Annotated in this window: 18 protein-coding genes and 1 riboswitch; of the genes, 8 read left to right on the forward strand and 10 right to left on the reverse strand. The window is 74.8% G+C overall.

Annotated features, from left to right (window positions below; genetic code table 11):
- Positions 1 to 92 precede the first annotated feature (92 nt).
- Positions 93 to 1,085 carry a TetR/AcrR family transcriptional regulator gene (locus HNR61_RS48020; protein ID WP_246443257.1) on the forward strand — a complete coding sequence of 331 codons (993 nt, stop codon included), beginning with the start codon at positions 93 to 95 and terminating at the stop codon, positions 1,083 to 1,085.
- A gap of 9 nt (positions 1,086 to 1,094) precedes the next feature.
- On the opposite strand, the gene HNR61_RS21835 is transcribed toward HNR61_RS48020, so the two are convergent.
- Positions 1,095 to 1,994, reverse strand: a complete 900-nt coding sequence (locus HNR61_RS21835; protein WP_182845016.1) for a LysR family transcriptional regulator — start codon at positions 1,992 to 1,994, stop codon at positions 1,095 to 1,097.
- An 86-nt stretch (positions 1,995 to 2,080) separates the two neighbouring features.
- On the opposite strand from HNR61_RS21835, the gene HNR61_RS21840 reads away from it, so the two are divergent.
- The gene (locus HNR61_RS21840) at positions 2,081 to 2,743 is read left to right on the forward strand and encodes a type 1 glutamine amidotransferase domain-containing protein (RefSeq protein WP_182845017.1); all 663 of its coding nucleotides are present in this window, start codon (positions 2,081 to 2,083) and stop codon (positions 2,741 to 2,743) included.
- A gap of 6 nt (positions 2,744 to 2,749) precedes the next feature.
- Here the strand turns inward: HNR61_RS21840 and menC are convergent, their stop codons facing one another.
- The 4 genes from menC to HNR61_RS21860 are packed head-to-tail and all read right to left on the reverse strand — an operon-like array spanning position 2,750 to position 6,249.
- The gene (gene menC, locus HNR61_RS21845) at positions 2,750 to 3,853 is read right to left on the reverse strand and encodes an o-succinylbenzoate synthase (protein ID WP_182845018.1); all 1,104 of its coding nucleotides are present in this window, start codon (positions 3,851 to 3,853) and stop codon (positions 2,750 to 2,752) included.
- Positions 3,850 to 4,635, reverse strand: a complete 786-nt coding sequence (locus tag HNR61_RS21850) for a GNAT family N-acetyltransferase (protein ID WP_312898021.1) — start codon at positions 4,633 to 4,635, stop codon at positions 3,850 to 3,852. The genes menC and HNR61_RS21850 overlap by 4 nt, the downstream gene beginning before the upstream one ends.
- A 46-nt stretch (positions 4,636 to 4,681) precedes the next feature.
- A complete protein-coding gene (locus HNR61_RS49300; protein ID WP_182845019.1) occupies positions 4,682 to 5,473 on the reverse strand; it encodes an IclR family transcriptional regulator in 792 nt (263 codons plus the stop codon).
- A 29-nt stretch (positions 5,474 to 5,502) separates the two neighbouring features.
- Positions 5,503 to 6,249: a Pr6Pr family membrane protein gene (locus tag HNR61_RS21860; protein WP_220509602.1), complete on the reverse strand. Its 747-nt coding sequence runs from the start codon at positions 6,247 to 6,249 to the stop codon at positions 5,503 to 5,505.
- An 83-nt stretch (positions 6,250 to 6,332) separates the two neighbouring features.
- Here HNR61_RS21860 and HNR61_RS21865 point away from each other — a divergent pair, with 83 nt between their 5' ends.
- The gene (locus HNR61_RS21865; RefSeq protein WP_182845020.1) at positions 6,333 to 7,853 is read left to right on the forward strand and encodes an AMP-binding protein; all 1,521 of its coding nucleotides are present in this window, start codon (positions 6,333 to 6,335) and stop codon (positions 7,851 to 7,853) included.
- On the opposite strand, the gene HNR61_RS21870 is transcribed toward HNR61_RS21865, so the two are convergent.
- The gene (locus tag HNR61_RS21870; protein ID WP_182845021.1) at positions 7,838 to 8,800 is read right to left on the reverse strand and encodes a hypothetical protein; all 963 of its coding nucleotides are present in this window, start codon (positions 8,798 to 8,800) and stop codon (positions 7,838 to 7,840) included. The two genes, HNR61_RS21865 and HNR61_RS21870, sit on opposite strands and share 16 nt — an antisense overlap.
- 92 nt (positions 8,801 to 8,892) lie before the next feature.
- On the opposite strand from HNR61_RS21870, the gene HNR61_RS21875 reads away from it, so the two are divergent.
- The 4 genes from HNR61_RS21875 (at position 8,893) to HNR61_RS21890 (ending at position 15,656) form a co-directional block, all read left to right on the forward strand.
- Complete coding sequence (locus HNR61_RS21875; RefSeq protein WP_182845022.1) at positions 8,893 to 10,731, forward strand: acyl-CoA dehydrogenase; 1,839 nt, start codon at positions 8,893 to 8,895, stop codon at positions 10,729 to 10,731.
- Positions 10,732 to 10,756: 25 nt separating this feature from the next.
- On the forward strand, positions 10,757 to 12,244 hold the full coding sequence (locus HNR61_RS21880; RefSeq protein WP_182845023.1) for a long-chain-fatty-acid--CoA ligase: 1,488 nt from the start codon (positions 10,757 to 10,759) through the stop codon (positions 12,242 to 12,244).
- A gap of 68 nt (positions 12,245 to 12,312) precedes the next feature.
- Entirely contained in the window at positions 12,313 to 15,264 is a 2,952-nt protein-coding gene (locus HNR61_RS21885; RefSeq protein WP_182845024.1) for a DUF4132 domain-containing protein, read from the forward strand.
- 161 nt (positions 15,265 to 15,425) lie between these two features.
- Positions 15,426 to 15,656 carry a VOC family protein gene (locus HNR61_RS21890; RefSeq protein ID WP_182845025.1) on the forward strand — a complete coding sequence of 77 codons (231 nt, stop codon included), beginning with the start codon at positions 15,426 to 15,428 and terminating at the stop codon, positions 15,654 to 15,656.
- A gap of 39 nt (positions 15,657 to 15,695) precedes the next feature.
- On the opposite strand, the gene HNR61_RS21895 is transcribed toward HNR61_RS21890, so the two are convergent.
- The 3 genes from HNR61_RS21895 to HNR61_RS21905 form a co-directional block, all read right to left on the reverse strand.
- Positions 15,696 to 16,361 carry a TetR/AcrR family transcriptional regulator gene (locus tag HNR61_RS21895; protein ID WP_182845026.1) on the reverse strand — a complete coding sequence of 222 codons (666 nt, stop codon included), beginning with the start codon at positions 16,359 to 16,361 and terminating at the stop codon, positions 15,696 to 15,698.
- Positions 16,362 to 16,438: 77 nt separating this feature from the next.
- Positions 16,439 to 18,139: a phosphomethylpyrimidine synthase ThiC gene (gene thiC, locus HNR61_RS21900; RefSeq protein ID WP_182845027.1), complete on the reverse strand. Its 1,701-nt coding sequence runs from the start codon at positions 18,137 to 18,139 to the stop codon at positions 16,439 to 16,441.
- Positions 18,135 to 18,248, reverse strand: a riboswitch (TPP riboswitch). It overlaps the preceding gene by 5 nt.
- 150 nt (positions 18,249 to 18,398) lie before the next feature.
- On the reverse strand, positions 18,399 to 19,154 hold the full coding sequence (locus HNR61_RS21905) for an alpha/beta fold hydrolase (protein WP_182845028.1): 756 nt from the start codon (positions 19,152 to 19,154) through the stop codon (positions 18,399 to 18,401).
- A gap of 22 nt (positions 19,155 to 19,176) precedes the next feature.
- Here HNR61_RS21905 and HNR61_RS49305 point away from each other — a divergent pair, with 22 nt between their 5' ends.
- A complete protein-coding gene (locus HNR61_RS49305; protein ID WP_182845029.1) occupies positions 19,177 to 23,202 on the forward strand; it encodes a HEAT repeat domain-containing protein in 4,026 nt (1,341 codons plus the stop codon).
- Here the strand turns inward: HNR61_RS49305 and HNR61_RS21915 are convergent, their stop codons facing one another.
- A complete protein-coding gene (locus HNR61_RS21915; protein ID WP_312898022.1) occupies positions 23,203 to 23,862 on the reverse strand; it encodes a maleylpyruvate isomerase family mycothiol-dependent enzyme in 660 nt (219 codons plus the stop codon).
- Positions 23,863 to 23,906: the final 44 nt, after the last annotated feature.

Here is a 23,906-nt window from a genome sequence, read left to right on the forward strand (position 1 = left end):
TTCAGGTCAACGCTTGTTGGCCAACGCTTGTTGACTTCACTGCAACACGCCGCCCCCGGGAAGTCAACACCTGTTGGCCTACAGTTGTTGGCATGCAGGCCACGAGCAGGGAACGGCGTTCGGACGCCACCCGCAGAGCGATCCTCACCGCCGCCCGCGAACGCTTCGCCGAGGACGGCTACGACCGGGCCACCATCCGGGCCATCGCCGCCGACGCGGGCATCGACCCCTCCATGGTCATGCGGTACTTCGGCAGCAAGGACCGGCTCTTCGCGCTGGCCGCCGACTTCGACCTGCGCCTGCCCGACCTCACCGGAACGCCCCGCGACCGGATCGGCCGCAGGATCGCGGGCCACGTGATCGACCGCTGGGACGGCGACGAGACCCTCATGGCGCTCCTCCGCGCCGCCGTGACCCACCCGGCCGCCGCCGAACGCATGCGAGAGATCTTCGCCACCCAACTGCAACCGGCACTCGCGACCTTCACCCCCGCCCCTGCCGACGCCGCCGCGCCTGTCAGCGGCACCGCGCCCGAGCACGATGCCCCCTCCGCCGACGAGACCCCGCCCAGAAGCGATGCGCCTCCCGGCGACACTGCGTCCCCTGAGGAGACCGCCCCCGCCGAAGGCGCCGCTTCCGAAAACGACGCCTTCCCCGCCGCCACGCCGGCGTCCGGGCAAACCATGACTCCCGGCGCCTCCATGTCTCCGGATGCCCCCGAGTCTTCCGGCGTCCCCGAGTCTTCCGGCGTCCCCGCGTCTTCCGGTGGTGCCGGGTCTTCCGGCGGTGCCAGGTCTTCTGACGGTGCCGGGTCTTCCGGCGGTGCCGTGTCGCCGGGCACGTCGGGGGCTCCCGGTGCTCCCGGGTCTCCCAACGCTCCCGCGTCTTCCGGTGGCGGTGTGTCCTCCGGGGATGTCGCCTTTCGGGCCGGGCTCGTCGCGGCTCAGGTGCTCGGGCTGGCGTTGACGCGGTACGTGCTGCGGCTGCCGCCCGTCGCCGCCATGGACCGGGACGCGGTCGTCGCCTGGATCGGGCCCACCCTGCAGCGCTACATCACCGGCGAGGCCGGACCGGACGGTCGCTGAGCCCGGTGGTCACCACTCCCGGGCGGCGTGGAGCAGCAGGTCGCGGACCACGGCGACGTGCGGGTTGCGTTCGGAGCCGGGGCGCCGCACCAGGTACACCGTGTTGATCGGCGGGTCGTCGGGCTCGTGCAGCGGGACCAGCGCCCCGGAGGCGAGTTCGGCCAGGCACAGGTAGCGGGGGAGCACCGCGAACCCGGCGCCCGCCACGACCGCCGAGCGCACCCCGCGCAGGTCCGGGACGGTGACGGCGGCGCGGCACGACGGCCGCTCCCCGAACACGTGCCGCCAGTACCGGCGCACGATCGGCAGGTCCTCGGCGTAGGTGACCAGCGGCGCCCCGCCCAGGCCCTCCGGCACCCGGCCGCCGATCCGCCCGGCCCACGCGGGCGCGGCGACCAGCACGAACTCCTCGTCCATCATCGGCTCGGCGGGCAGCGTGCGGCGGCGCGGCCGGGAGGTGGCGACCACCAGGTCGTGCCGCCCGCCCCGCATCTCCTCCAGCAGCGGTTCGGTCAGCCCCAGCGCCGCCCGCACCTCGACGCCCTCGGCCGCCAGCGGGGCCAGGGCGGGCAGGACGCGTTCGCAGAACAGCTCGGCGGGCCCCGCCAGGTACACCGGCTGCGCCGGGGACCCGGCCTCGCCCCCGGCGACGGCCGCCAGCGCGTCCAGCGGGCCGACGACCCGCGCGGCCAGGTCGTCGGCGTAGGGGAGCGGGACGACGCCGCGCGCCCGCCGCTCGAACAGCTCCCGCCCCAGCCTCCGCTCCAGCGCCCGGATCTGCGCGGTGACCGTCGGCTGCGCCAGCCCCAGCAGCCGGCCGGCGGCGGTGAACGACCCGCCGCGGTGCACCGCCAGGAACGTCCGCAGCAGGTTCAGGTCCAGCGAGCCATCGGAATCCTGATATCGCATAGAGCCGAGCCTATTGGTCCTCCTATGGCTCGCCCGCCTAGTGTCGACCGCGTTGAGGCAGTCCGACCACTGAAGGAGAATCCACGATGGCGACCATCCTGTTCGTGATGACCGGGGCCGACCGCTGGACCCTGGCCGACGGCACCGGGCACCCGACCGGGTTCTGGGCCGAGGAGGCGGTGGTCCCCTACGAGGCGTTCACGGCGGCGGGCCACCAGGTCGTCGTGGCCACCCCCGGCGGTGTCGTGCCGCCCGTCGACCCGGCCAGCCTGGCCCCCGAGCTCGCCCCCCGGCTGGAGGCGATCAAGGAGCTGCGCTCGCCGGTGAGCCTGGCGGAGGTGGACCCGGCCGACTTCGACGCGATGTTCTACCCCGGCGGCCACGGCCCCATGGAGGACCTGGCCGTGGACGCCGACTCCGGCCGCCTGCTGAGCGCGTTCCTGGCCTCCGGCAAGCCCCTGGGCGTGGTGTGCCACGGCCCGGCCGCGCTGCTGGCCGCCGTGGACGGCGACGGCGCCTCGCCGTTCGCGGGCTACCGGCTGACGGGGTTCACCAACGCCGAGGAGACCCTGGCGGGCAACGCCGGCAAGGCGCGGTGGCTCCTCCAGGACCGCCTGACGGAGCTGGGCGCGGACTTCGTCGCGGGCGAGCCGTGGACCCCGCACGTCGAGGTCGACCGCAACCTGCACACCGGCCAGAACCCGGCCTCCTCCGCCCCGCTGGCCGACGCGCTGCTCAAGGCCCTGTGACCCGTCCTAGGCCGGCAGCCACTCCGACCAGGTGGTGAACGCCCGCAGCCGTTCGGCGACCGGCTCCACCCCGATGCCGGGGCCGGTCGGCACGGCCAGGTGGCCGTCGTCCAGCACGAACGGCTCGGTCACGTCCTCGGCGAAGTACCGCCGGGACGCCGAGGTGTCGCCGGGCAGCGTGAACCCGGGCAGCGCGGCCAGCGCGACGTTGGCCGCGCGCCCGACGCCGGTCTCCAGCATCCCGCCGCACCACACCGCGACCCCGTGCGCCCGGCACAGGTCGTGGATGCGCCGGGCCTCCAGGTAGCCCCCGACCCGGCCCGGCTTGACGTTGATGATCGACGCCGCGCCCAGCGAGATCGCCGCCGCCGCGTGCGCGGCCGACTCGATCGACTCGTCCAGGCACACCGGCGTCCGCATGAGCCGCGCCAGCCGGGCGTGCTGCACCATGTCGTCGTGGGCGAACGGCTGCTCGACCAGCAGCAGCCCGAAGTCGTCCAGCCTCGCCAGCCGGGGCGCGTCCACCAGCGTGAACGCGGCGTTGGCGTCCACCTGGAGCAGCACGTCGTCGCCGAACCGCTCGCGCACCGCCCGCACCGGCTCCACGTCCCAGCCGGGCTCGATCTTCAGCTTGATCCGGACGTACCCCTCGTCGAGGTACCCGGCGACCGCGTCCAGCAGCTCGGGGACCGAGTCCATGATCCCGACCGAGACGCCGCACGGCACCCGGTCGCGGGACGCGCCGAGATAGCGGCCCAGCGACCGCCCGTCCTCGCGCAGCCGCGCGTCCAGCACGGCCGTCCCCAGGGCGTGCTTGGCCATCCGGTGCCCCTTGAACGGCTCCAGCGCCCGTTCCACCGCGTGCTCGTCCACGCCGGTCTTCGGCAGCGCCGGGACGAGGAACCGACGCAGCACGTCCACCGCCCCGTCCACGTACTCGGAGGAGTACAGCGGGTCCGCCATCGCCACGCACTCGCCCCACCCCTCGGCGTTCGGCGTGACGACCCGCACCAGCAGCACGTCCCGCGCCGTCTCCACGGCGAACGACGTGCGGAACGGCGCCACCAGCGGCATCGCGATCCGCCGCAGCTCGACCCCGGTGATCCTCATGCGTCCTCCCGCGTCCCGGTGGAGCGATCCACGACATAGGCCGAGCGGCCGTGGAACCCGACGACCCGCGCGCCGCCGGCCAGCAGCCCGCCCAGCACCTCCCGCACCGCCGCCCGCCACTCCCGCGCGGCGGCCGGGTCCTCGCGCCGCAGCGCCTCGACGTCGGCGGGCACCTCGACCAGCACGACGTCGCCCCCGGCCGCGCGCACCACGGGCCGTCCGCCCCGGTCGCCCAGCAGCACCGGGCCCCCGGCGGCGGCCGGGGCGGGCGGCCCGTCCAGCCGCCACACCGCCAGCACGCGGTCGGTCTCGTCGCCCTCGTTGATCGTGTCGTCGAGCGTCCCGTAGAACGACGGCAGGTACTCCTCGGGCCGCGCGCCCAGCTTCACCAGGTTGAAGTAGGCGTTGCGGCGCACCAGCGGGTCGAACGTCCAGGTGATCCGGCGCAGCCCGCGCTCCAGCGCCCAGTCGCGCTGGTGCAGCTTCAGCGCCAGCCCGACGCCGCGCCCGCCGAGGGCGCCGGTGACGTGCGAGTGCAGCGCCTCCCCGGCGGGCTCGGCGAAGAACGCCACCGACGCGCCCACCATCGTCCCGCCCTCGAACGCCCCGGCCACGTAGTTGCCCGCGTGCGACAGCGCCCGCAGCAGCTCGACCTGGAACAGCGGCTCACCGGGCCGCCAGATCCGGTCGAAGAGGCGGTTGACCTCCGCCAGCTCCTCCAGCGTCCGCAGCTCGCGGACCCGCGGCCCGCGCCTCTCGCCCCCGGTGACCAGCGCACCCACCCCCCGCGGGGAGCGTAGCAACGCCGCGCCGCCGCCCCCGCGCGGGTCACGCCGGACGCGCGCCGAGCGCCCGGGAGACGCCCCGGGCGGCCACCCGGAGCGCGGACACCTGCGCCCGCGCGCCCGCGTCGTTGGGCACCACCGCCGTCAGCGCCGCGACGACCCGCCCCCGCGCGTCGCGGACCGGCGCGGCGATGCCCGCCGCGCGGGGGTGGACGTGCCCCCGGCAGAACGCGAACCCGCCGCGGCGCACGTCGGCCAGCAGCGCGCGCAGCCGCGCCGGGTCGGTGACGGTGGCGGCGGTGAACCGCTCCCGCCTCCCGGCCAGGACCCGTTCCCGGATCTCGGCGGGCGCGTGGGCGAGCAGCACCAGCCCGCCGGAGGAGGCGTGCGCCGGGAGCCGGCCGCCGAACCGCGACGCGTCGACCACCGCGTCCGGGGCCGACAGCCGCTCGACGACCAGCAGCCGCGCGTCCTCCAGCACGCCGAGGTGGACGTGGTGGCCGACGACCGCGTGCAGGTCCTCCATGAACGGCGCCGCCGCCTCGCGCAGCCCCGCCGGCGCGGCCCGCGACGCCAGCTCCCGCAGCCGCGACCCGGCCCGCACCCGCCGGTCGGCGCCGCGCTCCAGCAGCCCGAGCCGCACCAGTTCGGCGACCATCCGCGACGTGGTCGCCATGGACACCCCCGACCGCCGGGCGATCTCCGCCACCGACAGCGCGGCCCGGTCCGGACCGAACGCCTCCAGCACCCGCACCGCCCGCGACAGCGTCGTCCCGCCCGCCGTCCCGCCCGCCGGTCCGCCCGCCGTCTCGCCCGCCGAGGCCGTAGCAGTCATCCCCACCCTCCGACTCTGACGGCCGCAACCTACCGGTCCGGGCCGCCCCGGAGGGCGGGACTCTTCGACTCCGCGGAAACCGGGACCTCCCGGCGCGCCCGCCAGCGGTCGAACAGCGCAGCCAAGCCCGCCAGCACCAGGAAGAACGCCGCCACCAGAGCGGTGTTGGCGAGCACGCGCGGATAGCCCAGCCCGGCCACGTCCACGAACGGGTACGGGTAGAAGCCGACGAAAGGCCCCCGCGCCAGCGTCAGCGCCACCCACGCCAGCGGCCAGACCAGCGACAGCGCCACCACGCGCGCGGTGACGGCCCCGCGCGGGCCGAACAGCAGCCAGCCCGCCACGCACAGCACCGGCGAGGCGGTGTGCAGCAGGAAGCTCCCCACGGCGCGCGCGCCCTGGAGGTCCGACAGCCCGGCCAGCACCAGGTGGTAGACCACGCCGGTCACGACGATCGCCAGCACGCCGTCGAGCCGCAGCGCCCGGAACGGGGCGCCGGACCGCCCCGGCCGCAGCGCCAGCAGCAGGCTCGTCACCGCGACGATGATGTTGGACTGGATCGTGAAGTAACAGAGGGTGTTCACGATCCGTCCGGCGGGCGTGGTGAAGCGCCCGCCGCCGGCGGTCGCCGAGAGCACCAGTTCCAGGGCCAGCCCGACCGCCGCCACCAGCGCCGTCGCCGCGAACCATCCCGCGCGGCCGTCTCCCGGGACATGCCCCTCACCCTGGAAGATCGGTTGGAACGATCCATCGGCGGTGGGACGGGAATCCGGCAACCGAATCCCGTTCTGTTCCGGGCCGGACTGTGCTTGAGTGATCCCTGCCACCGCCGTCACCGTCCCGCCCCGGAGGGCAGTCCATGGCCGTCTCCACCGCCCGGCACGCCGCCGAACGCCCCGACGAGACCGCGCTGCGCGACCAGCGCACCACCCTGACCTGGGCCCAGGCCGACGACCTGCTCAACCGGGCCGTCAACGGGCTGCTGACCCTGGACGTCGGCCCGGAGCGGCGGATCGCGGTGTACGCGGAGAACTCCGTGGAGACCGTCCTGGCGCACGTGGCGGGCCTGCTGGCGGGGATGTCGGTCGTCCCGGTCAACTTCCACCTGACCGCGCCCGAGACCGCCTACATCCTGGGCAACTCCCGCGCGGCCGTGCTGCTGACCGGCCCGGAGAACGTCGAGCGCGCCGTCGCCGCCGCGAAGGAGGCGGGCATCACCCGGATCCTCGCCTGGCGCTCCGGACCGGCCGAGGGCGTCGGGTCGTGGGAGGAGTTCCTCGCCGGATCGTCCCCCGCCGAGCCCCCGTCGGACCTGGAGCCGCTGCCCAACCTGCTCTACACCTCCGGCACGACCGGCGTTCCCAAGGCGACCCCGCTGCCGCCCAACATGTACGCGGGCGGTGCGACCGTCGCCGAGCACGTGGAGGCGCTGCGCGCGCAGCCGCTGACGATGGTCGGCCCGCACCTGGCGGTCGGGCCGCTGTACCACACCGGGCCGCTGTACGGGGTGCGGGCGTTCGCGGGCGGGATCACCCTGGGGGTGCTGGGCCGGTTCGACGCCGAGGCGGTGCTGCGCGCGATCGAGGAGTGGGGGATCAGGGTGTCGGTGATGGTGCCGACCCACTTCGTGCGGCTGCTGGAGCTGCCCGCCGAGGTCCGCGCCGGGTACGACGTCTCCGGGCTGATGCTGGTGGTGCACACCGGCTCGGTCTGCCCGGCCGACGTCAAGCGCGCCATGATCGAGTGGTGGGGCCCGGTGATCGTGGAGGCGTACGGGGCCAGCGAGGCCGGAACGGTCTGCGTCATCGACTCCCACCAGTGGCTGGAGCACCCCGGCTCGGTCGGGCGGCCCCTGCCGCCGTTCGAGGTCCTGGTCGTGGACGAGGAGGGGCGGCCGCTGCCGCCGGGCGCCGAGGGCCGCCTGTACTTCCGCGACGCCACCGGCCGGGGCGTGCTGTACGAGGACGACCCCGGCAAGACCGCCGCCGCGCACCTGGAGCCCGGCGTCTTCACCCTCGGCGAGATCGGCCGCGTGGACGACGACGGGTTCGTCTACATCACCGACCGGTTCTCCGACATGGTCGTCTCCGGCGGCGTCAACATCTACCCGGCCGAGGCCGAACGGGTGCTGTTCGAGCATCCCGACGTGGTCGACGCCGCGTGCGTGGGCGTCCCGCACCCGGAGATGGTTGAGGAGCTGAAGGCCCTGGTGGTCAGCCGGAACCCCGGCCTCACCGAGGGGGAGCTGATCGCGTTCTGCCGGGACCGGCTCACCCACTACAAGTGCCCGCGCTCGGTCGACTTCGTGTCGGACCTGCCCCGCACCGCGATGGGCAAGCTCGACAAGCGCGGGCTGCGCGCCCCCTACTGGGCGGGGTAGCCGGGGTAGGACTCCTTGAACACGCCCTGGTGCAGCAGCACCTCGGCGACCGCCGCACCGGTGCCCTCGGACGTGACGGTCGTGCGGACCCACGCCGACTCGGTGCGGCGGCTCTCGCCGAGCGCGACGACCTCGCGCTCCAGCACGTAGGGCTCGTCCACGAACACCGGGCCGTCCAGCAGCGCGATCTCCAGGTCCAGGAACAGCCCGACCGACGGCTCGGCCTTGGTCAGCCCCGACTCGCCGTAGCTCGCCATCGCCAGCACGCTGATCATCTCGAACGGCACGACCGGGCGCCCCCACGGGTTGTCGCCGCCCTCGTACCAGGGGCTCGGCTCGGTGATGGAGGCGAGCTTGTCGCGGAGCGTGAACGGGTACAGGTCGCCCATGTGGGTGTCGAAGCCCATCCGCACGCGCTCGGGGGCCGCGCCGCGCCGTCCCGGCGCCCACCCCGCGTAGATCACCGGATCGGTCAGGGGGCGGATCCGGGCGAGCCGCTCCCGCGCGGCGGTCGGCCCGCCGTCCGCGCCGCCGTCCGCGCCGCCCTCCCCGGAGCCGCCCAGGTCCGCCGTCCCGGTGAGCACCACCGTCCCGTCGGCCTTCTCCGTGCGCAGCACCGCCCGCGTCGCGCCGGTCCCGGCGACCTCGGCGACCGCGCGGGTCGTCTCCCCGTCGACGCAGATCGCGGTGAAGTGCGCGCTGAGGCGGCCCCGCTCGAACCAGCGGCGCCCCCACAGCGCGGCCATCAGCGGGTCGAACTGGCTGAAGTGCGTGGGGCCCTCGACCGCCGCGCCCGCGACGCCCAGCCCCTGCGCGGTCGCCTCGTCGTGGATGCTCGCGTGGTCGCCGTAGGTCTGCTCCGCCAGCAGGTTGCGGGGCGCGCGCTCCGGCCCCGTGAGCGTCACCGGCGCGGCGAACGGCGCGGCGGACATCGGCGTTCCGGACATTGACACCTCCGTGAAGTGAGGGCAATGCTAAGCGAGCGCTTAGTTACCCACAAGGGGGCTCGCGGCCCCTTCCGTACCGGCGAGGAACGCGCGTGACCCACTACCGCAGCAACCTGCGTGACCTGTACTTCACCCTGTTCGAGGTGCTCGGCGCGGACCGACGCATGGGCGCGGGGCCGTTCGCCGCGCTGGACGCCGTCACCGCGCGCGACGTCTTGGCCGAGGTGGAACGCCTGGCCACCGGCCCGGTCGCCGCCTCCTACACCGAGAGCGACCGGAACCCGCCCGTCTACGATCCCGGGACGGGCTCGGTGGAGATGCCCACGCCGTTCCGCCGCTCCTACCGCGCCTACGCCGACGCCGAGTGGTGGCGGCTGGACCTGCCGGAGGAACTGGGCGGCACCCCCGCGCCCCGCGCGCTGTGGTGGGCGGCCGTCGAGATGGTCCAGGGCGCGCAGGCCCCGGTGTTCATGTTCGGCAGCGGCCCCGCCTTCGCGGGCCTGCTGTACCGCATCGGCACCCCCGGGCAGCGGCGCATCGCCGAGATCATGGTGGACCGGGGCTGGGGCGCGACGATGGCGCTCACCGAGCCGGACGCCGGGTCCGACGTCGGCGCGGGCACCACCCGGGCCGTCCGGCGACCCGACGGGACCTGGCACATCGAGGGCGTCAAGCGGTTCATCACCTCCGCCGAGCACGACCTGGAGGAGAACATCGTCCACTTCGTGCTGGCCCGCCCCGAGGGCGCCGGACCCGGCACCAGGGGACTGTCGATGTTCCTGGTCCCCAAGTGGACCTTCGACCCGGTGTCGGGCGAGCTGACCGGCCGCAACGGCGTCCACGCCACCAACGTCGAGAAGAAGATGGGCCTGCGGGTCTCCACGACCTGCGAGCTGACGTTCGGGCACCGCGAACCCGCCGTCGGCCTGCTGGTCGGCGAGGTCCACGACGGCATCGCGCAGATGTTCCGCGTCATCGAGTCGGCGCGGATGCAGGTCGGCGTCAAGGCCATCGCCACGCTGTCCACCGGCTACCTCAACGCCCTGGAGTACGCGCGCACCCGCGTGCAGGGCCCCGACCTCACCCGCGCCGCCGACCCGGCCGCGCCCCGCGTGACGATCGACCGCCACCCCGACGTGCGCCGCATGCTGATGCTCCAGAAGTCCTACGCCGAGGGACTGCGCGCCCTGTACCTGTACACCGCCGACCGGATGGACGCCGCCGCCCAGGCCCGGCACGACGGCGACGAGATCACCGCGGAACTGGCCGAGGGCGTCAACGACCTGCTGCTGCCGGTCGTCAAGGGCGCCGGCTCCGAACGCGCCTGCGAGCTGCTCGGCCTGGCGCTGCAGACGTTCGGCGGCTCCGGCTACCTCCAGGACCACCCGCTGGAGCAGTACCTCCGCGACACCAGGATCGACACCCTGTACGAGGGCACCACCGGCATCCAGGGCCAGGACCTCTTCTTCCGGAAGATCGTGCGCGACCGGTGCCGCGCCTGGGGCGCGCTGACCGGGGAGATCTCGGCGTTCCTCACCGGGATCGAGAACGAGGCGCGGCTCAAGCGCGAGCACGACGCCCTCGGCGCCGCGCTCGACGACGTCCGCGCCATGGTCGACACCATGCTCGGCTGGCAGCGCGCCGCCGCCCACGACCCCGCCGAGGTCTACCGGGTCGGGCAGAACACCACCCGCCTGCTGATGAGCGTCGGCGACCTGGCGGTCGGCTGGCTGCTGGCGCGGCAGGCCGCCGTCGCCCTGACCACCCTCGACACCGGATCCGCCGACGCCGATGACACCGCCTTCTACCAGGGCAAGCTCGCCGCCGCCCGGTTCTTCGCCGGCACCGTCCTGCCCGAGCTGACCGCGCGGCTGGCCGCGCTGCGCGACACCGACAACGCCCTCATGGACCTGGACGCCGCCGCGTTCTGAGCCGCCGCAGGAGAAGGAGAACCCCATGAGCTTCAACCTCGCGACCATGCTCACCGAGTCGGCCCGGACCCACCCGGACCGGCCGGTCGCGCGCACCGCCCACGGCGACCTCGGCTACGCCGAGCTCGACGCGCTGTCCGGCCGCCTCGCCGCGGGACTGCGCCGCGAGGGCCTGGCGCCCGGCGCGCGCGTGGCGGTGCAGCTGCCGAACCTGCCGCAGTTCCTGGTCGCCTACTTCGGCATCCTCAAGGCCGGGCTCGTCATGGTCCCGATGAACCCGCTGCTGACCGCCGACGAGATCGCCCACCAGCTCGCCGACTCCGGCGCGAGCCTGATGGTCGTGTGGGAGGGGTGCCTGGAGCAGGCCGCCAAGGCCGCCGGGGACGTGCCGCTGTTCGTGGTGGGGAACGCGCCCGAGGGGACCCGCCCGTTCGACGAGTTGTACGACGGCGGCGGCGACACCGGCACCGCGCCGACCGGCCCCGGGGACACGGCCGTCCTCATCTACACCAGCGGCACCACCGGCCGCCCCAAGGGCGCCGAGCTCGGCCACTTCCAGCTCTACATGAACTGCACGGTCTCCAGCGAGCTGTTCGGCGTCGAGGACGACGACGTCGTGATGGCCGTGCTGCCGTTCTTCCACGTGTTCGGGCTGTCGGGCGTCGTCAACACCGCCGTGCGGCGCGGCACCACGATGTCGGTGGTGCCGCGCTTCACCGTCCCGGACGTGCTGGACGCGATCCACCGCCACCGGGTCAGCGTGTTCCTCGGCGTCCCCGCGATGTTCCACGCCCTCACCGAGGCCGACGAGGGCGACCGCGACCTGTCGAGCCTGCGGGTCGCCGGGTCCGGCGGCGCGGCGATGTCCGAGGCGCTGCTGACGCGGTTCGAGGACCGCTTCGGCATCGTCGTGCTGGAGGGCTACGGCATGACCGAGACCGCCAGCACCGCCACGATGAACCGTCCCGGCGAGCGCCGCCCGCTGTCGATCGGCAAGCCCGTGTGGGGCGTGGAGACCAGGGTCGTGAACGCGGCGGGGGAGGAACTGCCGCCCGGCCAGGTCGGCGAGCTGCTGGTGCGCGGCCACTGCGTCACGCGCGGCTACCACGGCAACCCCGCCGCCACCGCCGAGGCGATCCGCGACGGCTGGCTGCACACCGGCGACCTGGCCCGGACCGACGACGACGGCTTCCTCTACATCGTCGACCGGATGAAGGACCTGGTGATCCGGGGCGGCTACAACGTCTACCCGCGCGAGGTGGAGGAGGTCCTGCACGCCCACCCGGCCGTCGCCGAGGCCGCCGTCGTCGGCCGCCCCGACGAGCGCCTGGGCGAGGAGGTCGCGGCGTACGTCGCGCTGCGGCCCGGCGCGGCCGCGACGCCGGAGGAGCTGATCGCCCACTCCCGAGGGCACCTGGCGGCCTACAAGTACCCGCGCGAGGTCGTGATCCTGCCCGAGCTGCCGCGCAACGCCACCGGCAAGCTGCTCAAACGCGAACTGCGCGACCGCTGAGAGCCGGGGATGACGGAACGATCGCCGTTTGCATGATCTTGTCGGGCGTCGGCACTACGGTGCTCCGCATGACCCAGAACGAGGATCTTCTCGTCATCCCCGACGACTGGCGCGCCACCCTCCATCCACGTCGTGGCGGGACGCCCGGCCCCCCGCTCGCGCTCGTCCCGGACGCCGTCTCCACCGTCCGGCGGTGGGTGGAACAGACGCGCGACGAGATCGACTATCTGCTCGACCACCGGTCCAGCCGAACAGAACTGGTCGAATCGGCCCGCGCGTACCTGCGGGGCGAGGCGAACCCCCAAGGCGCCGCCGTGCTCGCGGCCGTCTTCGCCGCGGAGTGGCGGCTACGGGACGATCACGAGTACGGCAAGGAGCCGTTCGCCGTCTTCGCGGACGCGTGGATCGCCGAGCACGGCCTGGTGTTCGCCGCCGTGGCCGCGGTCGAGCTCAGCGGCGTCTTCGTCGACGGTTACTCCTGGGAGGGACGGGAGCACGGGCGCCATCTCCGCATCCGCCGCCTGGACAAGCAGGATTCCGGTCACAACCGCGGTCTGGACTGCCTCGACCGGGTCGCGGGACGCGTCCGCGCCTTCCTCGCGGCCGCCGACGAACCGGAGTACCGGCGGGCCGTCGAGGCGCTGGGCGAGCGCCGCCACGACGGCATGCGGCGCCTGGCCGCCGCCTACCTGGCGCCGACGCAGACGCAGTGGGTCGACGAGCTCTGCGCCACCCTGCCCGACTTGCAGCCGCACACCTGGATGATGGTGCTGCGCACGATGGGGTCGGCCGACCATCTCGCCACGCTGCTCGACACCCAACGCGGGTGGCACTGGCTCGACGGCAGGCCGGGCGTGCTCTCCACGGCCGTCGACGGCGTCGGACCGGCGCTGGCCCCGACGCTGGCCACCGTCGCCGACGAGGAGACCGAGATCGGGCGCGACCCGTACGAGCTCCTGCGGGCGCTCGGCGTGCTGGCGACCGACGAGGCGTTCCGGCTCCTGGTGGACCGCCTCGACCGGCCGCGCGCGCACCGGGCCGTGATCGAGACGGCCCGTCACTTCCCCGAACGGACACTGCGGCTGCTCGGCGAGGCGGCCGTGTCCGGCCCCGCGCCGATCGCCTCCTACGCCCTCCGGCTGCTGCGCGACCATGTGGCGGCCCGTCCCGACGTCACCGCCGCCGTCCTGCCGCGCCTGCCCGCCAAGGTCCGCGAAGTCGTCGAGTCGATCGACGAGCGGGCGGCCGGATGGGCGCCGGAGGCTCCGGTGGAGTCCCTGCCACGACTGCTGGTGGAGCCGCCGTGGACGCGTGGGCATGCCGGATTCAAGCGGGTGACCGTCAAGGGACTCCAACCGCTGACCGGCGGAGTTCCGGGAGAGCCGGAGGAACGGGCGGCGGCCCGTGCCCTCGTTCCCCTCGCCCTCGGAAAGGTCGGCCCGCAGCGTTTCAAGGCCGAAGCCGCCCTCCGGCGCATCGCCGCGGCCGAAGGCGACGAGATGGTCCTTGAGGTGGCCGGCGAATACGGTGCCAAGGCCGCGAAGGCGGCCGGGGCGCTGCTCGCCGCCGACCCCCTGGAGGACCTTCCGGCCGAGATGCCCCGGCGGCCGGTCTGGCGGGATCCGTATCTCCTCCCCCAGGTGCTCCTTCGTGAGAACGGGCTGGCCCTCCCCGCCGACGCGGTCGACCACATCGTCACCATGCTCGCCATCTCCACGCCGGACAAGCCGTACGCGGGCCTCGACGTCGTCAGGGAGATCTGCGATCCCGCCTCCCTGGCCGGACTCGCCTGGCGGCTGTTCGAGTTGTCGGGCCTGCGCGAGCAGGACTTCGACGCGAAAGGGAACTACTGGGTGCTGACCGCCCTGGGGCTGTTCGGCGACGACGAGACGGCGCGCAGGCTCGCGCCGGTGATCCAGGCATGGCCGGGCGACGGCGGCCACCACAAGGCGGTCAGAGGGCTGGACACCCTGCTCGCGATCGGCACCGAGGTGGCGCTGATGCACCTTCACGGCATCGCCACCAGAACCAGGTACAAGGGCCTCGCGAGGCAGGCGCAGGAGCGGCTCGACTCCCTGGCCGAGGATCTCGGGCTGAGCGCCGAGCAGCTCGGCGACCGGCTCGTTCCCGACTTCGGGCTGGACGAGAGCGGCGGGCTGTTCCTCGACTACGGGCCGCGCGGCTTCACCGTGGGCTTCGACGAGCAGCTCAGGCCGTACGTCACCGACGACACCGGCGGAAGGCGCGCGACCCTCCCCAAGCCGGGCGCCCGCGACGACCGGGAGCTGGCCCCGGCCGCCCACAAGCGGTTCGCCGCCCTGAAGAAGGACGTCCGGACCGTGGCCGCCCAGCAGCTCCGGCGCTTCGAACACGCCATGGTCGCCCAGCGCCGGTGGACCGCCGGGGAGTTCCGCGGGCTGATCGTCGAGCATCCGCTGGTGCGGCACGTCGCCCGGCGCCTGGTGTGGATCACCGACGACGGCCGCACGTTCCGCGTCGCCGAGGACCGGACGCTCGCCGACCTCCAGGACGGCGAACTGACCCTGGCCGATCCGACCCGGGTGGGGGTCGCCCACCCGCTCCACCTGCCCGGCAGCCTGGAGTCCTGGGCCGGGGTGTTCGACGACTACGAGATCAGCCAGCCCTTCCCGCAACTGGACCGCCCCACGTACGCGCTGACCGGGCGGGAGCGCGCGAGCACCGAACTGGAACGCTTCCACGACATCACCGTGCCGGTCGGCAGGCTGCTCGGCATGGAACGGCGCGGCTGGCTGCGCGGCGACGCCGAGGACGAGGGCGTCCAGGTCGGTGTCCGCCGGGAACTCCCCGGGGACCGCACCGTCGTCATCGACATCGCACCGGGCATCGTCGTCGGTGACCTCGACCACCGGCCCGAGCAGCGCGTCGTCCGCGTCCGGCTCACCCGGCGGGCCGACTCCCGCCCCCTGCCGTTCTCCGAACCGGACGCGATCACCGCCTCCGAGATCCTCGCCGACATCGTCTGGCTGACCACCGCATGACCACCGCATGACCACCGCATGACCACCGCCGGGCCGTGACCGCCGGATGCGCGGGCCGCCGGCCGAAGGGGACGTGGCCGGGGATGTCGAGGACGGCTCACCGGCTCCGTCCCGGAGGTGGGAACGGCTGGCGCGGCCGTCCCACACCAAGGAGGCCCGGCATGGCGATCCACCGGATGGACGATGTCCTCATCGTCGTCGACGACCTTGAGGCCGTCATCGCCTTCTTCGTCATGTTCGCCGTCGACGACATCGAGGACGTCGTCGCCCGCCTGCGGGCCCACGGCGCCGAACTCGTCGGCGAGGTCGTGCGGTACGAGGACGTCTACCGGCTCTGCTACGTCCGCGGCCCCGAGGGCATCGTCGTCGGCCTCGCCGAGGAACTCGGCTGACGGCGGTGAACGACCGTCCGGCGGGTCCGATGGGCGGGGTCAGGACGTCGGCCGGACCATGCGGCCCACCAGCTCGGCGTACAGCGCGCCGACCTCCGCCGGGGAACGGCGGCCCGACACCCGGTACCACCGCGCCACGTCCACCACCAGCGACAGCGCCGCCAGCGCCGTCACCGGGACGTCCGCCACCTCGAACACGCCCCGCCGGACCCCGTCCTCCAGGATGGCGCGCACGGTGTGCTCGATCTCCCTGCGCAGCCCGGCGACCTCGGCGCGGTGCGCGCCGTCCAGCGAGCGCAGCTCGTCCTCGATGACCCGGCTGGTGGTGTGGTAGCGCGCGCCCCGCTCCACCAGGGCCAGGATCGCCGCGCCCAGCCGCGCCTCCGGGTCGTCGGGGGCTTCGGCGACCGCCTCCCGCACGCGTTCGAGGGTCTGCCGCGTTCCCAGGACGGCGATCCGGTAGAGGAGCTCCTCCTTGGACCGGAAGTGGACGTACAGGCCGCCGGGGCTGAGCCCGGCGTGCTCGGCGATGTCGCGGGTCGTGGTCGCGTGGTAGCCCTTGGCCGCGAACGCCAGCACGCCCGCCACCATCAGCCGCCGCGCGGTCTCCGTCTCGACCACGCCCGCCCAGGCGGCCTCCAGCTCGCGCGCCTCCCGCTCGTTGGACGCCCAGCGGTGCGGCGTCCCGGCCGGACGGCGTGCCATCGTCCCTCCCCGTGAAAAGGCGGTGTGCGGGCCCCGCACCCGCACACCGCCAGCATAGTGAGTGAGCGCTTGCTCACCTACTCGGCCGGGGCGACCGGGAGGTAGACGCGCCCGCCGGCCTCGCGGAACTCGGAGGACTTCTCCTTCATGCCCTCCTCGGCGAACCGCCGCACATCCTGCGTGATCTTCATCGAGCAGAAGTGCGGCCCGCACATGGAGCAGAAGTGCGCGGTCTTGGCCGGGGCGGCCGGGAGCGTCTCGTCGTGGAACGAGCGCGCGGTGTCGGGGTCCAGCGACAGGTTGAACTGGTCCTCCCACCGGAACTCGAACCGCGCGTCCGACAGCGCGTCGTCCCACGCCTGCGCGCCCGGGTGCCCCTTGGCCAGGTCGGCGGCGTGCGCGGCGATCTTGTAGGCGATCACGCCGGCCTTCACGTCGTCCCGGTCGGGCAGCCCCAGGTGCTCCTTGGGCGTGACGTAGCACAGCATCGCGGTGCCGTACCAGCCGATCATCGCCGCGCCGATCGCGGAGGTGATGTGGTCGTAGCCGGGCGCGATGTCGGTGGTCAGCGGGCCCAGGGTGTAGAACGGGGCCTCGGCGCACCACTCCTGCTGGAGCTCGACGTTCTCCTTGATCTTGTGCATCGGGACGTGCCCGGGGCCCTCGTTCATGACCTGGTTGTCGAACTCGGCCGCGATCCGGGTCAGCTCGCCCTGGGTGCGCAGCTCGGCGAACTGGGCCTCGTCGTTGGCGTCGTGGATGGAGCCGGGCCGCAGTCCGTCGCCCAGCGACCAGGTGATGTCGTAGGCCGCGAAGATCTCGCACAGCTCGCGGAAGTGGGTGTAGAGGAAGTTCTCCTCGTGGTGCGCCAGGCACCACGCCGCCATGATCGACCCGCCGCGCGACACGATCCCGGTCTTGCGGCGCGCGGTCAGCGGCACGTACCGCAGCAGCACGCCCGCGTGGACGGTCATGTAGTCCACGCCCTGCTCGGCCTGCTCGATGACGGTGTCCCGGAAGACCTCGTAGGTGAGGTCGGCGGGGTTGCCGCCCACCTTCTCCACCGCCTGGTACAGCGGGACGGTGCCGACCGGGACGGGGGAGTTGCGCAGGATCCACTCGCGGGTGGTGTGGATGTCGCGGCCGGTGGACAGGTCCATGATGGTGTCGGCGCCCCAGCGGGTCGCCCACGTCATCTTCTCGACCTCGTCCTCGATGGAGGACGCCACGGCGGAGTTGCCGATGTTGGCGTTCACCTTCACCAGGAAGTTCTTCCCGATGATCATCGGTTCGATCTCGGGGTGGTTGACGTTGGCGGGCAGCACCGCGCGCCCGGCCGCCAGCTCGGCCCGCACGAACTCCGGCTCCACGCCCTCGCGCAGCGCCACGAACTCCATCTCCGGGGTGATCTCCCCGCGCCGCGCGTACGCGCGTTGCGTGACCGCCCCTCCGGCCGCCCGCCGCGGCCGCCGGGACGGGAAGCCCGCCCGGTCGCGCAGCGGGTCACCGGAACGGCGCCCGTCGTCCTCGGGCCGCGCCGGGCGCCCGTCGTACTCGGCGGTGTCGCCGCGCTCGGCGATCCAGGCCGCCCGCAGCGCGGGCAGCCCGCGCCGCACGTCCGCCTCGTGGTCGGGGTCGGTGTACGGCCCGGAGGTGTCGTAGAGCACGACGGTGTCGCCGTTGGTGAGCGGGACCTCCCGCATCGGGACCCTCAGGTCGGGACGCGACCCCTGGAGGTAGGTCTTACGGGCGTGCGAAACCACGGTGTCGTTCGTCATGACGACTCGATCTCTCCCTACGCCGGCATTACCCGGTCAGGTTCCAGCGGTCAGCGGCCGTCCCAGCCGCAATCTCAGCCCGGTTCGCCGGGCACCCGCGATCTGTCGCCGACGACGTTAACGCGTTCCACCCCCATTGCCGCAACCCGGCCCCGTGAGGTATGGACGAACGCACCGACGACCACCGCGACACACCGCCCCACACCCTGAACAGCCCCAAGCCGCACCGCAGGACAGGGGAGGTCGTTGCGGCGGGGTTTCAGGGGGTGAGCCAGTCGCGGATCAGGGTGGCGGTCTCCTCGGGGCGGTCCAGGTAGAGCATGTGGCCGGCGTCGAGTTCGGCGGCCGCGAAGTCCGCGACGGCCGCGCGGCAGGCGGTGACGTACGCGGGCCGCACGACCCCCGCGCGGGTGGCGACCACCAGGAGGGTGGGCACCTCGCGCGGGGGAGTGGCGGCGGGCCGGGCCATCTCCGAGAACGCCGTCACCACGGCGGCGCGCTCGTACCGCCACCGCCACCGGCCGTCGGCGCCCTGCTCCAGGTGGTCGGCGACCTCGGCGTCCACCGCCTCCGGCGCGGCCTCGGCCCAGCCCCTGGCGCGCTCGGCGCGGGCCTCGGCGGGGTCGGCGAACGAGAGGTCCCGCAGGTACCGGCCCGCGCTCCGGCGCGCGTGCGCCGGATCCAGGCCGATGCCCGGGTCGAGCAGCACCAGGCGGCGCACGCGTTCGGGCGCGGCGCGGGCCAGGTGCACGGCGATCATCCCGCCGTAGGAGTGGCCGACCAGGTCGAACCGCTCCTCCGGGAGCGCCGCGAGGAGGTCGGCGACGTGGGTGTCCACGTCCCACGGCGCGTCGTGGGGGGAACGCCCGTGCCCGCGCAGGTCGGGCGCCAGGACGCGGAAGCCGTCCAGGTGCCGTTCGGCCAGCCGCCGCCAGCGGGCCCCGTGGCCGCCGATCCCGTGCAACGCGACCAGCGGCCGCCCCGCGCCGTGGAAATTCACGTGCAGACCCGTCATGCCGGAATCCTATGATCGCGCCATGCGCGCGGAGGAGACACCGGTCCGGGCCCGGATCGCCGAGCTGACCGACGACATCACGGCACGGCCCGGCCGCGTCCGGGACGAGCCCCCGGGGGAGCTGCTCTACCACGCGGTCCGGGGCGTCCGCGCGGCGGAGGCGGCCGATCCCGGGGCGCTGGCCCGGGAGCTGGCGGCCACGGGCGATCCGGTGCTGCGGGGCGAGGCGCTGCGGATCGTCCGCGAGGCCCTGCACGACGCCGCGCTGACCCCGGCCCGCGCGCGGGGCCTGCTGGTGGGGCTCACCGAGGTCGACGACACCGCGACCGGGGACGTGCTGCGCGAGCTCGCCGAGCCGTGGGCCGCGTTGGAGCCGCTGACACGCGACCGGCTGGCCCGCTTCCTGGGAACGGGCCACGCCGAGGCCGCGCTCGGGACGGCGGCGCGGCACGGGCACGCCGACCTGCTCCGCGAGGTCGCCGCCGACCCCGGGCGCGCCCCGGCGCTGCGCCGCCGGGCGCTGGAGCTGCTCGGCGGACTGGCCCGCCGCGAGGACGTCCCCGCGCTGGTGGGCATCGCCGCCGCCGACCCGCTGCTGCTGGCCGGTCCCGCCGTGCGCTGCCTGCGCGGGATGCACCGGCGCGGCCACTTCCCGGCCCCGGCCGACGTGCCGGGGATCGCCGCGCTGGCCCTCGCCGACCACACCGTGCCCGCCGGCGAGGTCGCCACGGTGCTGTTCACGTGCCGCGCCGAGCTGCTCCGCACGCTCACCGACGGCGACGGGGACTGGCCGAGGCGGCTCGAACTGCTCACCGCGCTGGCCGCCCAGGGCACCGGTGACCTTCCCGTCGGCGACGCCGTCACCCGCGCGCTGCGCACCGCCCGGGACCCGGAGCCGTTCCTGCGCGCCCTGCGCGCCCTGCGGCACGTCCCCGCAGAGGAGGACGTGCTGGAGGCGCTGCCGCGTTCGCCCGGGGCGGCGCTCGACGCGCTGGAGGCCATCGGCGGGGAACGGACGGCGGAGGTCCTGCGCGCCGGGCTGGGCGTGGACGGCGGGCATCCGGTCCTCGCCCACCTGCGGCCGGTCCGCCACCGGGCGCTGGAGGTGCTGTGGCATCTCACCGAGGACCCCGGACGGCGCCGGTCGATCCTGGTCCGCCTCAACCCCCGCGACCTGCCCCGCCGGATCGCCGCCGACCTCGGCGGCCCCGACGAGCGCGAACTCGCCGTCCTGCGCACCGGCCTGGCCGCGGAACGGCCGGAGGACGCCCTGTGCCGGCTGGCGCGCAACGGGGGCCGCGCCACCCTCCCCGCCATCGCCGACCTGCTGCTGCGCGTGGTCTCCGACCTGGCCGCCGCGTGGACCATCGGCGCGCAGCCCCACGAACCGGACGTGCCGCAGGAGGTCCGCGACGCGATCCGCGGCCTCGGAACCCGGCTGCACGAACGCGGCGCGATCCGCCCCCGCTGCCTGCTGGACGCCGCGAACGCGACCGACGCCGGTCACGCGCTCCTCGCGGACCTGGCACTGGACCTGCTGGAACGCCCCGACGTCAGCGCCGCCGAACAGGTCGTCCTGCTGCGGCTGCTCCAGGACGTCCCGGGCGCCCGTGCCCGCGCCCGCGTCCACCCCCTGCTCCGCCACCGGGACCGGCACGTCCGCAAGCACGCGATCGACCTGCTGGCGCGGACCGGCGGCGCGGACGCGCTGTCGGCGAGCCTGATCCCGCTCACCGCCGCCCCCGACGTCCAGACCGTGCGGCAGGCGGTGTCGGCGCTGGGCGGCGCGCGGGCCGCCTGGGCGGCCGAGGCGGTCGCGGCGTGCCTCGACCACCCCAACATGAACGTCAAGAAGACCGCCGCCACCGCCCTCCACCGGGCCGGGGCCCCGGCGGCGGTGCCGAAACTGCTGTACTGGCTCGGCGCGCACGACAACCCCGGCCTGCGGGAGTCGATCGTCGAGGCGCTGCGGAGCGTCCTCGGCGGGGCATGGCGGGCCACCGTCATCGCGGCGGCGGAGCGGGCCGGGGACCACCGCACCCGCACGCTGCTGCTCCAGGCCCTTCCCGAGCCGGAGAAGCAGCCCCCGCCCCCGGACCCCGACGTCGAGGCGCTGACCACGCTCGGCTGGGACGCCGGGCCCGGACGTCGGCTGGCGCTCCGCGACGACCTCGACCCGAAGGCGCTGAAGGACCTGCGGCCGATGCTGGAACGCTGGCTGGACCTGGCCGCCGACGGGCGTCACCTGCGCGGCCCGGCCCTGCGGTTCGCGCTGCGCCTGTGCCCCGCCCCCTGGTCGGACGGCGAGGTGCGGAGCTTCGCGCGCTCGGCGCCGACGCTGGTGGCGGGCCTGACCGAGGTCGCCGGGGAGGACCGCGACCGCCTGGTGGCCGCGCTGGAGGAGGCGCTTCCCCGGCTCCCCGAGGCCCGGAGGGCCGAGATCGCCGAACGCGTCCGCGCGCTGCCCCCGGGCGCCGTGGACGGCCGGGGCCTGCTGGTCCTGCTGCGCCGCGCCGGGGCCTTCCTCACGCGTGCCGACCTGGACCGGGCGCTGGCCGCCGCGCCGTTGCCGACCCTGGAGGAGGTGCTGCGCGAGGCGTTCGGGATCGCCCCGCCGGGGGACCCGCACGACCTCCGGGAGGCCGGCAGGTCATCCGCCGTCGGCCCCGCCCCCGGCTCAGGGGAACGACCGGACACCGGCGAGCGCTGGCGCGCCGCGCTCCGCGAGGCCGTCACCTCGCCGGCCCGCCTGCGGCGGTTCCGGGTCGCCGACCACCCCGCCGGCTCGCGGGACCGGCTGGACGCGCTGGTCCGCGTGTTCCCGGAGGCGGGCGCCGACGTCCGCGCCGCCCTGCTGGACTGGATGACCGGGCTGCAGCCGATCGACGCGCCGCCCTGGACGATCGCCGAGGAGGCCCGTAGCGCGCCGGACCACCGCGAACCCGACCCCCGGGACCTGGACCAGCCCCGCTCGGCCGCGCAACGCGAACGCCTGCTGGCCATGCTGGAGGACCCCGACCCGGGCCGCCGCGCGACCGCCGCCCGCGTCCTGGCCGGCTGGCCGGAGCCGGAGATCCGGCTGACGCTGCTGCGCGCGTTCCTGCGCGGCCGGATCGAACCGTCCCTCACCGCGGACCTCGCCCGCCCCCTGACGGAGCTGGACGAGAGGGAACTGCGGGAGGGCGGCACGGCGTTCCGCACGCGCGCCGCCCGCGCCGCCGCCCACCTCGACCCCCTGGACGCGGCGCGGCTCGTCCCCCTGCTGCTCGACTGGTGGGAGGACGACGACCGCGACCTCCGCGCCGCCGTCGCCGGGGCGCTGCGCCGCACCACCCCCGACCTGCTGGCCGACCGGCTCGCCGCGCACCCGTCCCTGCTCGGCGTCCTGACCGGCGTCCCGCTGCTCGGCACCCCCGCCCTGCGGCGGACGCTGCGCGAACTGCGCGACGCGGGCCACGGCGACCGCGTCGACCAGGTCACCCTCGTGGAGGGTCCGCTGCGCGCCCCCGGCGCCGTCGGGCGGGACGCCGCCACCCTCACCGCGCTGCGCGCCCGCACCCGGCCCCCGGGCGCGCAGACCCCCGACCCCGAGGACCTGTTCCGGACGGCCCGCACCGGCGCCGTCGAGGAGGCCCGCCGGGCCCTGACCACGCTCGCCGAGACCCACCCCGGCCCCGAACTGGCGGAACTGCTCGTCGAGTCGATCGGCCACCCCGAACGCCGGATCCGCCTGCACGCCCACCGCCTCGCCCGCACCCACCTGGACCGGGCGGCCTACCTGGAGCAGACGGCCCGCCTGCTGGACGACCCGGCGCCCGACGTGGTCCGCTCGGCGATCCGGACGCTCTCGCACGCCGGCTGGCGGCCCCTCATCCCCACCCTCGCCGACCTGCTGACCCACTCCGACCAGCGGCTGCGGAGGGCCGCCGCCGAGGGGCTGGCCCGGTTCGGGACGGCGGCGCTGCCCGCCCTGCGGCACGCCGAGGGCCGGGCCCGCCCCGACCGCCGCCCCCGCTACACCGCCCTCATCGAGGAGATCACCGGGTGATCACGCGGCGACGAACCGGTCGCTCCGCTCGCCCCGCAGCCGCCCCTCCGGCAGCCGCCGCCCGAACGCGACCAGCAGCAGGTCCTGCGCGTCCCCGTACAGCGGCGCGCCGTCGCCGAACGACCAGTCCAGGTCCTCGGCGCACAACCGCACGCCCGCCAGGTCGGCCCCGAAGAACCGCGCGCCGCGCGGGGTGACCGCCTCCAGCAGGACGCGCAGCCGGTCCTTGGGGACCCGCCGGTCCAGCCCCAGCGGCACCGTGATGTCGAGGCCGTGCACCACGTCGTGTCCCAGCGCCGCCACGCTCCCGCCGACCGGCGGCGTCCAGGGGTGGTGGGCGTTGTCCCGCAGGAAACCGGCGATCTCGGCCGGGGAGAACGCGGCCGCGTCCCGGCGGGCCAGCCGGTCGGTCATCCGGTTCAGACTGCCTCGCGCCCGGACCAGTTCGGCGGCGATCCTGGGGAAGGGGTACCGGAACCCCATCGACATGTGGGCGGCGACCTCGCGCACCCGCCAGCCCGCGCACAGGGTTGGAGCGCTCCACCGCTCCGCCGGCAGCCCGTCCAGCAGGTCCGCCAGCTCCCGCCGCTCAGCCGCGATCATGCCCTTGACGTCCATCGAACGCTCCCCTCGCCGGTCCAGGTGATCAAGTCTGGCCACAACCGGACCATAAGTCCAAGAAAGGATCCTTCGCGCAATCAGAA

This window comes from Actinomadura kijaniata (assembly GCF_014138665.1).
Lineage (GTDB): Bacteria > Actinomycetota > Actinomycetes > Streptosporangiales > Streptosporangiaceae > Spirillospora > Spirillospora kijaniata.